Origin of the sequence: Tepidimonas sp., assembly GCF_036825565.1 — a bacterium.
Classification (GTDB): domain Bacteria; phylum Pseudomonadota; class Gammaproteobacteria; order Burkholderiales; family Burkholderiaceae_C; genus Tepidimonas.
Genome location: NZ_DAISXZ010000021.1, coordinates 1 through 12,715 on the forward strand (window position 1 = coordinate 1; position 12,715 = coordinate 12,715).

Here is a 12,715-nt window from a genome sequence, read left to right on the forward strand (position 1 = left end):
CGCCCACGCCGAGCGTTGCCCCGCCCGCCCCGACGTCGACCGCCATCGCGACGGCTCCTCGCGTGCCCAGCCTGCATCCCGTCGCGTCCGTCGTTGCGCCGGCCGATTTGTGGGAGCGCATGGAACGCGGCTTTGCCATGACGGACCTAGACAACGAGCTCGTGCAGCAATGGGAACGCTGGTACGCAAGCCGACCGGACTACCTGCAGCGCATGGCCGACCGGGCCAGCAAATACCTCTTTCACGTCGTGGAAGAAATCGAACGCCGCAACCTGCCGCTGGAGCTAGCCCTGCTACCCTTCATCGAGAGTGCCTTCAACCCGCAGGCGGTGTCCCACGCCAAAGCGGCCGGCATGTGGCAGTTCATGCCCGCCACGGGCAAGTCTTACGACCTGAAACAAAACGCCTTCCGCGACGACCGGCGGGATGTGCTCGCCTCGACCCGCGCGGCCCTGGACTATCTGGAGCGCCTGCACCGCATGTTTGGCGACTGGCACTTGGCGTTGGCCGCCTACAACTGGGGCGAGGGCAATGTGCAGCGCGCGATCAAGCGCAACCAGGCCGCGGGGCTGCCAACCGGTTACCCCGATCTGCGCATGCCGGACGAGACGCGCAACTATGTGCCCAAGCTGCAAGCGATCAAGAATCTGGTCACCGCCCCACAACACCGGGGCGTGAAGCTGCCGGTGATCGGCAACCACCCGTTTTTCGATACCGTGCGCATCGACCGGGACATCGACGTGGCCGTGGTCGCCCGTCTGGCCGGTGTCAGCCAGGCGGACTTCCGCCCCCTAAACCCCTCGCACAACAAACCCGTCATCATGGCCTCCGGCACCCCGGAGATCCTGCTGCCCTGGGACAATGCGCTGCTGTTCACCCAGCGGCTGCGCGAGCATGCCGGCCCCGTTGCCAGTTGGACGGCCTGGCGCGTGCCGCAGGACATGACGACCGCGCAGGCGGCCCGCCAACTGGGCTGGGACGAACGCGCCCTGCGGGAGCTCAACCGCGTCCCCCCGCGCATGCGCCTGAAGGCCGGATCCACGATCCTGGTGCCGCGGGAGGGCAAGCTGGACCGCGATGTGCCGGAGCACCTGGCGGACAACGCCCAACTGCTGCTCACGCCCGATGTGCCGACGACCCGGACGGTGCGGGTCAAAGCACGCGCCGGCGACACCCTGGCGGCCATCGCGCGGCGCCACCGCGTCGGCGTCGCCGAGCTAGCCACGTGGAACAAACTGAGCGTGGGCGCCCGGCTGCACACCGGCCAGATGCTGCAAATCCACGTGCCGGTCACACGCACCGACCACGCCGCTGCCAAGCCGGCCAAGGCCGCCGCGCTGCGCAAGGCCACGGCCAAAGCTGCCGCCCCCCGCAAGCCGGGGGCGGTACGCACTGCGCAGGCCGGCAAGCCCTAAGCAAAACGGGCAAGTCTTGCGACTTGCCCGTGTGCTGTTTGGAGCGGGAAACGAGTCTCGAACTCGCGACCTCAACCTTGGCAAGGTTGCGCTCTACCAACTGAGCTATTCCCGCTTGCGTCCCCGCCTGTGGCAGGGAACGTTTGCCCTGGAGGCGCGGGCCGGAGTCGAACCGACCTACTCGGATTTGCAATCCGGTGCATAACCGCTTTGCTACCGCGCCTTGTCTGGCTCAACCCGACAGCCCGCCGGATTGGGCGACTGGACAGCCAGCCACCCGGGATTTGGAGCGGGAAACGAGTCTCGAACTCGCGACCTCAACCTTGGCAAGGTTGCGCTCTACCAACTGAGCTATTCCCGCGTGGTTTCAGAGCGTTGCGCCGTTGATGGCGTCGCATCGTCTGAAGCCGCTATTCTACACCAAAAATCGGAGACTTTCCCTGCGGATCGCCGCCGATATCGGCAAGCGGTCAGTGCTTGACCGCGGGCGGCTCCACGCCCGGGGCGGTCGCCGCTTCCAGCACCGGCTCCACCTCCGGCAGCGGCACCGGCTGGCGCTCCAACGCCAGCTCCAGCACGCGGTCGATCCACTTCACCGGCACGATCTCCAGACCCTGCTTGACGTTGTCCGGGATCTCGGCCAGGTCCTTGACGTTTTCCTCCGGAATCAGCACGGTGCGGATGCCGCCGCGCAGCGCCGCCAGCAGCTTTTCCTTCAGCCCGCCGATGGCGGTGACCTCACCGCGCAGCGTGATCTCACCGGTCATCGCCACGTCGGCGCGCACCGGGATGCCGGTCAGCGCCGAGACGATCGCGGTGGTCATCGCAATACCAGCGCTGGGGCCGTCCTTCGGCGTGGCGCCGTCGGGCACGTGGATGTGGATGTCCTTCTTCTCGAACAGCTCGTCGACGATGCCCAGGCGCCGCGCGCGGCTGCGCACCACGGTGCGCGCGGCCTCCACCGATTCCTTCATCACGTCGCCAAGCGAGCCGGTGCGGATGACGTTGCCTTTGCCAGGCATGATGGCCGCCTCGACCGTCAGCAGATCGCCGCCGACCTCCGTCCACGCCAGCCCGACCACTTGGCCCACCTGGTTTTGCTGCTCGGCGCGGCCGAACGCGTACTTGCGCACCCCAAGGAAGTCCGCCAGGTTGTCCGGCGTGACGACGACGGGCTTGCTCATCTTGCCAAGCAGCAGACCCTTGACCACCTTGCGGCAGATGCGCGAGATCTCGCGCTCCAGCGCACGCACGCCGGCCTCGCGCGTGTAATAGCGCACGATGTCGCGCACGGCGGCCTCGGTCACCTCCAGCTCGTCGTCCTTGACGCCGTTGTTGGCGCGCTGCTTGGGCAGCAGGTAGCGCAGCGCGATGGCCACCTTCTCGTCCTCGGTGTAGCCTGAAAGGCGAATCACCTCCATGCGATCCAGCAGCGCCGGGGGAATGTTGAGCGAGTTGGATGTCGCCACGAACATCACGTCCGACAGGTCGAAGTCCAGCTCGACGTAGTGATCCTGGAAGGTGTGGTTTTGCTCGGGATCCAGCACCTCTAGCAGCGCCGAGGCTGGATCGCCGCGGAAGTCCATGCCGAGCTTGTCGATCTCATCCAGCAGGAACAGCGGATTGCGCACGCCGACCTTGGTTAGGTTCTGCAGCACCTTGCCCGGCAGCGCGCCGATGTAGGTGCGCCGGTGGCCGCGGATCTCGGCCTCGTCGCGCATGCCACCCAGCGCCATGCGCACGTACTTGCGCCCGGTGGCCTTGGCGATCGACTGGCCAAGCGACGTCTTGCCAACCCCCGGCGGGCCGACCAGGCACAGGATCGGCGCCTTGACCTTGTCGACGCGCTGCTGCACCGCCAGGTATTCCAGGATGCGCTCCTTGACCTTCTCCAGCCCGTGGTGGTCGGCGTTGAGCACCTCCTCGGCGTAGGCCAGGTCGTGACGCACCTTGGTCTTTTTGCTCCACGGCAGGTTGACCAACACGTCGATGTAGTTGCGCACGACGGTGGCTTCGGCCGACATCGGCGACATGAGCCTGAGCTTTTTGAGCTCACTCTCGGCCTTCTTGCGCGCCTCCTTGGGCATGCGCGCAGCCTTGATTTTCTTCTCCAGCTCCTCGAGGTCGGCGCCCTCCTCACCCTCGCCGAGTTCCTTTTGAATCGCCTTGACCTGCTCGTTGAGGTAGAACTCGCGCTGGTTCTTCTCCATCTGGCGCTTGACGCGCCCGCGGATGCGCCGGTCGACGTTGAGGATCTCGACCTCGGCCTCCAGTTGCGCAAACAGGTTTTCCAGCCGCGCGACCAGCCGCTCCAGATCCAACACGCTCTGCTTGGCCTCGAGCTTGAGCGGCAGGTGCGCGGCGATCGTGTCCGCGAGCCGCCCCGGATCGTCGATGCTCGCGATCGAGGTCAGGATCTCGGCCGGAATCTTTTTGTTGAGTTTGACGTACTGGTCAAACTGCTGCATGACTGCGCGGCGCAGCGCCTCGATCTCGGTCGGGTCGGCGTCGCGCCGCTCGGCCTCGGCATCGACCGGCATCACACTGGCTGCAAAATGCGTCTCGCCTTCTTCCACCTGCAGCACCTTGGCGCGCTGCACGCCCTCCACCAGCACTTTGACGGTGCCATCGGGCAGCTTGAGCATCTGCAGGATGCTGGCGACACAGCCCATGTCGAACAGGTCGCCGGGTTGGGGCTCGTCTTTGGCCGCGGTTTTCTGCGCGACCAGCATGATGCGCCGCTCGTTGGCCATCGCGGCCTCGAGCGCCTTGATGCTCTTGGGCCGCCCCACGAACAGCGGGATGACCATGTGCGGAAAGACGACCACGTCGCGCAGCGGCAGCAGCGGCAGCTCGACGGGCTGAGGGGGGAGCGCGGGGTGTCCGGACATCGGGAATTCCTTTCTCGCGGCTCAGTTGGGGGCGGCGAAGCCGGACTTCAAGCGTGCCCCCATGCGCCGCCAGCATGAGGGTCAGGCCTGCTTGGCCGCTTCGCGGTAAACGAGCAGGGGCGCCTTGCCTTCGGTGATGGTGGCCTCCTCGACGACGACGCGTTCGACGTTGTGCAGGCTGGGCAACTCGAACATGGTGTCCATCAGCGCCTGCTCCAGTATGGAGCGCAGGCCGCGGGCGCCAGTCTTGCGCTGCAGCGCCTTGCGCGCGATCGCGCGCAGCGCGGCGGGACGCACCTCCAGCTCCACCCCCTCCATGCCGAACAGCTCGGCAAACTGCTTGACGACGGCGTTCTTGGGTACCGTGAGGATGTCCACCAGGGCGTCCTCGGTCAGCTCGGCCAGCGCAGTCACCACGGGCAGGCGGCCCACCAGCTCCGGGATCAGGCCGTAGCGCACCAGGTCGTCCGGCTCCACCTGCGCGAACAGCTCGGTCAGCGGGCGCTCGCGCTTGCTGCGCACGGCCGCGCCAAAACCGATGCCCGAGGCTTCGGTGCGCTGCTCGATGATTTTTTCCAGGCCGGCAAACGCGCCCCCGCAGATGAACAGGATGTTGGTCGTGTCGACCTGCAGCATGTCCTGGTTGGGGTGCTTGCGCCCGCCCTGCGGCGGGACGCTGGCGACCGTGCCTTCGATGAGCTTGAGCAGCGCCTGCTGCACGCCCTCGCCCGAAACGTCGCGGGTGATGGACGGGTTCTCGGACTTGCGGGTGATCTTGTCGATCTCGTCGATGTAGACGATGCCGCGCTGGGCCTTTTGCACATCGTAATCGCAGGTCTGCAACAGCTTGGCGATGATGTTTTCGACATCCTCGCCCACGTAGCCGGCCTCGGTCAGCGTGGTGGCGTCGGCCATCACGAAGGGCACATCCAGCTTGCGCGCGAGCGTGGCGGCCAGCAACGTCTTGCCGCTGCCGGTGGGACCGATCAGCAGAATGTTGCTCTTGGCCAGCTCGACACCGCTCTTTTTCACCGCGTCGTTGTGGCGCAGGCGCTTGTAGTGGTTGTAGACCGCGACGGCCAGGGTCTTTTTGGCGGCCTCTTGCCCGATGACATACTGGTCCAGGTGTTCCTTGATCTGCCCCGGCGTGGGGAGCGCGTCCGTCAGCGCCGCGCTCCCCAGTTCCGTGGCCGGTACTTCGTCACGGATGATGTCGTTGCACAGGTCAATGCACTCGTCGCAAATGAAGACCGAAGGGCCCGCGATGAGCTTTTTGACCTCGTGCTGGCTCTTGCCGCAGAACGAGCAATACAGAGTCTTGTCGCGGCTACCTTTCTTGTCGGCCATGGGGAGTGCTGTGTGGGGGGTCGAAAAGGAAACGGTCGGACGTACCCGGGTCAGGCGCGCTTGTCGATGACTTTGTCAACCAGACCGTACTCGGCCGCCTCGGCCGCGGACATGAAATAGTCGCGCTCGGTGTCGCGCTCGATCTTCTCCAGCGGCTGGCCGGTGCGCTCGCTCAGGATGCGGTTGAGGTCGGCGCGCAGGCGCAGGATCTCGCGCGCGTGGATCTCGATGTCGGTGGCCTGGCCTTGGGCGCCGCCCAGCGGCTGGTGGATCATGACCCGGGAGTTGGGCAGCACAAACCGCTTGCCTTTGGCACCGGCCGCCAGCAGGAAGGCGCCCATACTGGCCGCCATGCCCACGCACAGTGTGGAGACGTCCGGCTTGATGAAGTTCATCGTGTCGAAGATGGCCATACCCGCACTGACCGAGCCGCCCGGCGAGTTGATGTAGAGCGAGATGTCCTTGTCCGGGTTCTCGCTTTCCAGGAACAGCAACTGCGCGACCACGAGGTTGGCGGACTGGTCATTGACCGGTCCGACCAGGAACACGACGCGCTCCTTCAGGAGGCGGGAGTAGATGTCATAGGCCCGCTCGCCCCGTCCCGACTGCTCGATGACCATGGGGACCAAGCCAAGGTTCTGTACGTCCAATGCGCTCATGCGTCGTCAGCTCCGAATCAAAGGGGTGTCCTTGGGGGCTTACTGTAACCGCTCAGGGCGGTTTGCGACGGCACCCCAAGAAAAAGGGCGGACCGGGGTCCGCCCTTGTGGGTAGGGTCACGCCGCCCCATGGGCGGCAACGGCCACGCTGGGCTCAGCCCTGACCCATCAGCTCGGCAAACTCGATGCGCTTGGGCGTGACCTTGGCCTTGCCGAAAATGAAGTTGGCCACGTTGTTTTCGAGCACGATGGCCTCGATCTCCGACAGCCGCTCGGCGCTGGATTTGTACCAGCGCACGACCTCTTCCGGGTACTCGTAGGAGGCCGCCAGCTCGCGCAGGTGGGCGTCGATCTGCTCCGGCGTGGCGCGCAGGTCGTTGGCCTTGATCAGCTCGGCCACCACCAGCCCCAGGCGCACGCGGCGCTCAGCCTGCTGCTGGAACAGCTCGCGCGGGATGGGCGCCTTGTCGGCGTCCTTGATGCCGCGCTGCTTCAGGTCGTTGCGCGCGCCCTCGACCAGACGGTCGATCTCGGCCTCCACCGCAGCCTTGGGCAAATCAAGCTCGGCCGCCGCCGCCAGCGCATCCAGCGCGGTCGTCTTGTTGCGTGCCTGCAGACGGAACTTGACCTCGCGCTCCAGGTTGCGGCGGATGTCCTCGCGCAGCGCTTCCAGCGTACCCGCCTCGATGCCGAGCGACTTGACAAAGGCCTCGTCGACTTCGGGCAGGTGTTGCTGCTCGATCTTCTTGACCGTCACCAGGAAGTCCGCGGTCTTGCCGGCCACTTCCTTGCCGTGGTAGTCCTCGGGGAAGGCGAGCGGGAAGGTCTTGGACTCGCCGACCTTCATGCCCAGCACGGCGTCCTCGAACTCCTTGAGCATCTGGCCATCACCCAGCACGAAGGCGAAATCGGTGGCCTGACCGCCCTGGAAGGGCTCGCCGTCGATCTTGCCCTCGAAGTCGATGGTGACGCGGACACCCGTCTGCGCGGCCTCGCCGTCGGCGCGGGCGGCAAAAGTGCGGCGCTGCTTGCGCAAAATGTCCAGCGTGCGCTCGATGGCGGCCTCGTCGACCTCCGCCTGCAACTGCTCGACCTCGGTGGCGGACAGGTCCCCGATCTTGACCTCGGGGAACACCTCAAACACCGCCTCGAACGCCACCACGCCCTCGCGGACGCCGTCCTTCTCAGTGATGCGAGGCTGTCCCGCCACGCGCAACTGCGCCTCGGCAATGGCGGCGTTGAAGGCCTGGCCGACCTGGTCGTTCATGACCTCGTAGTGGACCGAATAGCCGTAGCGCTGCGCGACGACCGACATCGGCACCTTGCCGGGGCGAAAACCGTCGAGCTTGACCTGGCGCTGCAGACGCTTGAGGCGGGTGTCCACCTCTTTCTGGATCGCCTCGAGCGGCAGCTCGAGCGTGATCTTGCGCTCGAGCTTGTCCAGGGTTTCGACATTGACTGCCATGATTGCTCCTGTGTATCGAAGACGGACCTGCCCGCAGGACAAATCCAGGGATATTCTGCGGCGGCGCCCCATCGGCACGCCAGCGGCCTTTTGGCGGTTGCAGCGGCCTCAGCGGCGTTCGGTTGCCGCTTTGACCGCCCAGCTTGGCGATGCTGCCAACGGGGCGAACGTCACCCACACCCGACGGATCGGGCAAACTGGCAATTGTACCGAAGCCAGCCGAGGCCCCCATGCGGGCAACCCCGAGCGGCTGCTCGCACCAATCTCTGCGCCCCAGGTCACAGCCCCCAGGCCGCGCTGCCCCATTGCCACGCCCACCATGTCAGCAGGCTGATCGCCGTGGCCGGCATCCCCACGGCCGCGTGCCGACGCCAGTCGATCGCGACGCCGTCACGTCCGGCCAGATCGGCCACGATCAGGTTGGCGATGGAGCCCACGAGCAGCAGGTTGCCCGCGTAGGTGCTGACCAGCGCCAGCGTGACCGCTTGGGCGTGATCCCCCAGGTGCGGCAGCAGCAGCATGACTGCCGGCACGTTGGAGACGAGGTTGGACAGCGTCACGCCCGTCATGGCCAGCACCAGCGGGTCGGTCAGGGTGATGCCCTGAGCCGCCAGCGCCGCCACCGCCCGCGCCGCCAGCCCCGTGCCTTCGAATCCGTGGTTGACGATGAACAGCCCGGCAAAGAGCAACAGCAACGGCCAGTCCACCAAGCCCATGACCTGGGAGGAGTGCATGCGCCGGCTCAGCAGCAGCACACCGGCCGCCACCAGCGCCGCAACCTCCCGCGGCCAGTCGGTGAACAAAAAGACGACGAGCAGCGCCCCCGCGACCAGCAAGCCCTTGGTGGCCTGCCACCGGTCGAAGGGCGGGCCGTCATCCACTTCGCGCGCACCGCCGGGCGGCACCACGGTACCGCTGCGCTGGCCCACCCGTGAGTGCCAGACCATCAGCCCCCACAAGCCGACGAGGGCCAGCAGCACCGGTGCCAACGCGGCCTGCAGATAGGCGCCAAAGGGCACCCTCATGACGGAGCCGATCAGCATGTTCTGCGGATTGCCGATGAGCGTCGCGGCAGAGCCGATGTTCGACGCGCAGGCCACCCCGACCAGCCAGGGGATCGGGTCCCAGCCGCGCCGCCACGCGATGCGCACGACGACCGGCGTTACCGCCAGACACACCACGTCGTTGGAGAACACCGCCGACAGCACCGCCACGACCGCCAGCAGCGCCCCCATGAGCGCCGCGGGCGGCAGGGGCCAGCCCCCGACGGCACGCGTGACCGCCGCGTAAAAGCCCCCCAGGCGCATTTGCGCCGACACCAGCATGAAGGCAAAGAGCAGCACCACCGTCGGCAGGTCGATGGCGGCCGCGGCCTCCGCCACCGACCAGCCATTGACCGCGATCATGGCGATGGCGCCCAGCACCGCCACGCCGGTGCGATCCAGACGCAGCCGCGGCAGCCCCCCAAGAAACATGCCCAGATAGACGACGGCAAACACCGCCGCGGTGGCGGCGTGGCGCACATCGGGATCGGCCCAAAATGCGATCATGAAGTCAACGAGGACCAACGCTCACGCCGCCCAGAAGCGCTGAATGCGCAGGCTGGCAAACAGGCGGACCACGGCGTGGATGTGGTCGTCCGCCAGCAGCAGTGGGACGGTGTCGGCTATCAGACGCAGCACGGCGAGGGGTCGAAGGGATCGGGCTGGACAGGCTCGTGGAGTTGGCACCCCTCGAGCCACAGGAGTTGAAGCACGTGGTGATCGACACCAACCCGCCTGTTTCTATTCGGTACTAACGACAGAAATCATTGGTGCGCGGGGGGGGACTCGAACCCCCACGGTGTCGCCACCGTCAGGACCTAAACCTGGTGCGTCTACCAATTTCGCCACCCGCGCGCTGGCGGGCCGGACGGCGCCCGCACAGACGAGGGCCGATTGTAGCCGGGCGCCGCACTGCCCTTGACGGCGCGGCGGGTCAAAACAGCTCGACGTCGCGTTCCGCGCCGCGCTGCGGGGACGGCTCGCCGATCTGGACGGCCGTTTCGAACCCCCGCACGGCGTTGCGCCCCTCGGCCTTGGCCAGGTAGACGGCGCGGTCGGCGCGCTCGAAGGCGTCGGACGGGGTGTCGTGCTCCCGCACGACCGTGTAGCCGATGCTGACCGTGATGCGCCCCACCTGCGGGAAGGGGTAGTCCTCGACGTTGCGGCGCAGGCGCTCGAAGGCCGCAGCGGCGGCCTGGGCATCGCAGGCGCGCACCAGCGCCACGAATTCCTCGCCGCCAAAGCGGTACAGCCGATCGTCGTGCCGGAAGGTGCTGCGCAGAATCCGCGCGATCAGCAGCAGCACCTCGTCGCCGATCAAGTGCCCGTACCGGTCGTTGACCGATTTGTTTGAAGTGGTCGACATCGACCACGGCGAGCCAGGATGGCCCATGGCAGCGGCGCTGCTCGTCGGGCACAGCCCATGGGGCCGGGTCGCGCTGCGTGGCCTTGAAAAACGTGTCGTCGAACGACTTGCGGTTGAGCAGGCCGGTCAGGGTGTCGCGTTCGCTGGAGTCGAGCAGGTTGATGAAATTCTCGAAAATTCGAGCCATGCCCTCCACCACGCGCACCGACTGTGTGGCCGGGGCATGGTCCAAGCGGGCTTCGATGAGCAACCGGCGCTCGGACTCGGTGATCAAGGGCACCAACAGGCGCGCTTCGCCCTCCCCGACGATGACGCGCGATTGACCGGTGCGCCATGCTTCGACCCGGGCCGGGTCATCGTCCACCCGGGGCAGATCGGCCAGGGGAGCCCAGGGGGCGGAGGATTGCGGAACGGCCATGCCCCGTTCCAGCCGCGCGCGGGTCAGCAATCGGTCCTGTCCCTCATCGGGCAGGGCCTCCCACAGCACGACGCTGCGCGCCTCCAGCAACGGCAGCAGCACCTCCACCAGCGTGGCGTCCATACTGTCGCGGTCTTTCCCGCGCGTCAGGCGCGCGAGTTGCTCGAGATGTTGCAAGACCTGCCGCATGACTCCCCGTCCGGCTTGTTTATCGATTTTTTTTGCGGGGACTGGTGACCGCAAGGGGTTCTACGCTAACACCCAACGTCCGCCTGACAAAATCGTTGCGATATGGCGCTGTGGCAACATCGCGACATGTCGCTGGCCTCCGGTATCGATCATTACGAGAACTTTCCCGTCGCGTCCATCCTGTGCCCGCGGCGCTGGCGCTCGGCGGTGGTGGCGATTTACCGCTTTGCCCGCACGGCCGACGATCTGGCCGATGAGGGGGACGCGGCAGCACCGGACCGATTGGCGGCATTGGCCACCTTGCGCCAGGCACTGCGGATCATGTGGCACGGCGGGCAGCCGTCACTGGCGCTGCCCCCGGCATGGACGCCCATGCTGACCGCTCTGGACGATGCGCGGCGCCGCCACGATCTGCCGCTGCCCCCCCTGGAGGCGCTGCTGGATGCGTTCGAGCAGGATGTGCGCTGGAGCGCCGAGGGGCGGCGCTACCGCGACGACGCGGAGCTGCTGGCGTATTGCGCCCGATCGGCCAACCCGATCGGCCGCCTGCTGCTGCACCTAGCGGGTGTACGCGGCGCCGAAGCCGAGCGCGAAAGCGATGCCATCTGCACGGCCCTGCAACTCATCAACTTTTGGCAGGACCTGGGGCAAGATCTGGCGCGGGGGCGCTGCTATCTGACGGACGCCACCCTGCGGGCGCACGGACTGCCCGCGCAGGGGGATATGCGCGCGCTGCCGGAAGCGGCGCTCGCGCCCCTCGTGCTGGAAGGCTGCCGCCGCGCGCGGGCGCTGCTGCGGCAGGGCTGGGGGCTGCCCACTCGCCTGCGCGGGCGCTTTGGCTGGGAGTTGCGGCTGGTCCTGCAGGGCGGGCTGCGCGTGCTGGAGCGGATCGAGGCCGTTGGCGGCCGCACCCTCACCCACCGGCCCCGCCTGCGCGGCGGCGACTGGCCGATGCTGCTGGCCCGCGCCATCCGGCACCGCCCCCCGGCAGCGCCGGCGAGCGGCTCGACGCGCCCGACCCGTGACGCGGAGGGGGCATGAACGCCACGGACCCCTTGCAGCAGGCCCAGGCCTACGCCCAGCAGCGGGCCGCCGCCTCCGGCAGCAGCTTTTATTACGCCTTTTTGTTTTTGCCGCCGGCGCGGCGGGCGGCGATCACGGCGTTCTACGCCTTCTGCCGCGAGATCGACGACGTGGTCGACGAGGTGAGCGACCCCGGCGTGGCGCAGACCAAGCTGGGCTGGTGGCGCCAGCAGGTGCTACGCACTTTTGGCTCCGGTGCGTCGCCCGAGCATCCCGCCCTCGTGGCGTTGCGCCCACACATCGCGCCGTACGGCCTGACGGCCGAGCCGTTGTTGCAGATCATCGACGGCTGCGAGATGGATCTGCAGCAAAGCCGCTATCTGGACTACCCGGGGTTGCAGCGCTACTGCCACCTGGTCGCCGGCGTGGTGGGCGAGGTGGCGGCCCGCATCTTTGGCCAGACCGAAGCGCAGACCACCGCCTACGCGCACCGGCTGGGGCTGGCGTTTCAGCTCACCAACATCATCCGCGACGTGGGCGAGGATGCGCTGCGCGGCCGCATCTATCTGCCGATCCAGGAGCTGCAACGCTTCGACGTCAAGGCGCACGAGCTGCTCAAGCGCGGCATGGGGGCCGAGCCGTCGTTCCCGCAGCGGTTTGCGGCGTTGATGGCCTTCCAGATCGAACGCGCACTGGCCACCTACGACGAGGCGATTGCCCTGTTGCCCAGCGCGGATCGGCGCGCGCAAAAACCGGGGCTGATGATGGCCAGCATCTACCGCACGTTGCTGCGCGAAATCGCGCGGGAGCCCGCCCTGGTGCTGACCCAGCGGGTCGGGCTGACGCCGCTGCGCAAATTCTGGCTGGCGTGGAAGGTGCAAGCCTTGGGGCGGTTTTGA

At 67.2% G+C, this 12,715-nt stretch carries 10 protein-coding genes and 4 tRNA genes; 4 read left to right on the plus strand and 10 right to left on the minus strand.

The features are described 5' to 3' along the window. The first annotated feature begins 137 nt into the window (after positions 1 to 137). A complete protein-coding gene (locus tag V7026_RS04615) occupies positions 138 to 1,415 on the plus strand; it encodes a transglycosylase SLT domain-containing protein (protein ID WP_334154113.1) in 1,278 nt (425 codons plus the stop codon). A 39-nt stretch (positions 1,416 to 1,454) separates the two neighbouring features. Here the strand turns inward: V7026_RS04615 and V7026_RS04620 are convergent. The 10 genes from V7026_RS04620 to V7026_RS04665 all read right to left on the minus strand — a co-directional run bounded on the left by V7026_RS04620 (position 1,455) and on the right by V7026_RS04665 (position 10,186). Beyond that, positions 1,455 to 1,530, minus strand: a tRNA-Gly gene (locus tag V7026_RS04620). 34 nt (positions 1,531 to 1,564) lie between these two features. Further along, a tRNA-Cys gene (locus tag V7026_RS04625) sits at positions 1,565 to 1,638 on the minus strand. Positions 1,639 to 1,700: 62 nt separating this feature from the next. Next, positions 1,701 to 1,776 (minus strand) — tRNA-Gly (locus tag V7026_RS04630). Between the two features lie 109 nt (positions 1,777 to 1,885). Next, on the minus strand, positions 1,886 to 4,306 hold the full coding sequence (gene lon / locus V7026_RS04635) for an endopeptidase La (RefSeq protein WP_334154114.1): 2,421 nt from the start codon (positions 4,304 to 4,306) through the stop codon (positions 1,886 to 1,888). A gap of 81 nt (positions 4,307 to 4,387) precedes the next feature. Next, positions 4,388 to 5,653, minus strand: coding sequence for an ATP-dependent Clp protease ATP-binding subunit ClpX (gene clpX, locus V7026_RS04640; RefSeq protein ID WP_334154115.1), 1,266 nt, complete (start codon positions 5,651 to 5,653; stop codon positions 4,388 to 4,390). Positions 5,654 to 5,703: 50 nt separating this feature from the next. Next, positions 5,704 to 6,312 carry an ATP-dependent Clp endopeptidase proteolytic subunit ClpP gene (gene clpP, locus V7026_RS04645; protein ID WP_334154116.1) on the minus strand — a complete coding sequence of 203 codons (609 nt, stop codon included), beginning with the start codon at positions 6,310 to 6,312 and terminating at the stop codon, positions 5,704 to 5,706. Between the two features lie 154 nt (positions 6,313 to 6,466). Continuing rightward, positions 6,467 to 7,777 carry a trigger factor gene (tig, locus tag V7026_RS04650; protein WP_334154117.1) on the minus strand — a complete coding sequence of 437 codons (1,311 nt, stop codon included), beginning with the start codon at positions 7,775 to 7,777 and terminating at the stop codon, positions 6,467 to 6,469. 278 nt (positions 7,778 to 8,055) lie between these two features. After that, positions 8,056 to 9,327 (minus strand): SLC13 family permease, encoded by a 1,272-nt coding sequence (locus tag V7026_RS04655; RefSeq protein WP_334154118.1) that lies wholly within the window; start codon positions 9,325 to 9,327, stop codon positions 8,056 to 8,058. Between the two features lie 261 nt (positions 9,328 to 9,588). Further along, positions 9,589 to 9,675, minus strand: a tRNA-Leu gene (locus V7026_RS04660). Between the two features lie 79 nt (positions 9,676 to 9,754). Further along, positions 9,755 to 10,186, minus strand: a complete 432-nt coding sequence (locus tag V7026_RS04665; protein WP_334154119.1) for a GGDEF domain-containing protein — start codon at positions 10,184 to 10,186, stop codon at positions 9,755 to 9,757. Positions 10,187 to 10,211: 25 nt separating this feature from the next. On the opposite strand from V7026_RS04665, the gene V7026_RS04670 reads away from it, so the two are divergent. From V7026_RS04670 to hpnD, 3 genes are all read left to right on the plus strand, one after another. Continuing rightward, positions 10,212 to 10,841 carry a hypothetical protein gene (locus V7026_RS04670; protein ID WP_334154120.1) on the plus strand — a complete coding sequence of 210 codons (630 nt, stop codon included), beginning with the start codon at positions 10,212 to 10,214 and terminating at the stop codon, positions 10,839 to 10,841. Positions 10,842 to 10,919: 78 nt separating this feature from the next. Then, positions 10,920 to 11,834 (plus strand): squalene synthase HpnC, encoded by a 915-nt coding sequence (hpnC, locus tag V7026_RS04675; RefSeq protein WP_334154121.1) that lies wholly within the window; start codon positions 10,920 to 10,922, stop codon positions 11,832 to 11,834. Then, positions 11,831 to 12,715, plus strand: coding sequence for a presqualene diphosphate synthase HpnD (gene hpnD / locus V7026_RS04680; RefSeq protein ID WP_334154122.1), 885 nt, complete (start codon positions 11,831 to 11,833; stop codon positions 12,713 to 12,715). Before hpnC ends, hpnD begins: the two co-directional genes overlap by 4 nt.

What these genes read in the sequence shown, in the direction of transcription:
- V7026_RS04665 (WP_334154119.1), bottom strand. Translation starts at nt 10,186, where the DNA reads ATGTCGACCACTTCAAACAAATCGGTCAACGACCGGTACGGGCACTTG.
- V7026_RS04655 (WP_334154118.1), bottom strand. Translation starts at nt 9,327, where the DNA reads ATGATCGCATTTTGGGCCGATCCCGATGTGCGCCACGCCGCCACCGCG.
- clpP (WP_334154116.1), bottom strand. Translation starts at nt 6,312, where the DNA reads ATGAGCGCATTGGACGTACAGAACCTTGGCTTGGTCCCCATGGTCATC.
- hpnC (WP_334154121.1), top strand. Translation starts at nt 10,920, where the DNA reads ATGTCGCTGGCCTCCGGTATCGATCATTACGAGAACTTTCCCGTCGCG.
- clpX (WP_334154115.1), bottom strand. Translation starts at nt 5,653, where the DNA reads ATGGCCGACAAGAAAGGTAGCCGCGACAAGACTCTGTATTGCTCGTTC.
- lon (WP_334154114.1), bottom strand. Translation starts at nt 4,306, where the DNA reads ATGTCCGGACACCCCGCGCTCCCCCCTCAGCCCGTCGAGCTGCCGCTG.
- V7026_RS04615 (WP_334154113.1), top strand. Translation starts at nt 138, where the DNA reads ATGACGGACCTAGACAACGAGCTCGTGCAGCAATGGGAACGCTGGTAC.
- hpnD (WP_334154122.1), top strand. Translation starts at nt 11,831, where the DNA reads ATGAACGCCACGGACCCCTTGCAGCAGGCCCAGGCCTACGCCCAGCAG.
- V7026_RS04670 (WP_334154120.1), top strand. Translation starts at nt 10,212, where the DNA reads ATGGCAGCGGCGCTGCTCGTCGGGCACAGCCCATGGGGCCGGGTCGCG.
- tig (WP_334154117.1), bottom strand. Translation starts at nt 7,777, where the DNA reads ATGGCAGTCAATGTCGAAACCCTGGACAAGCTCGAGCGCAAGATCACG.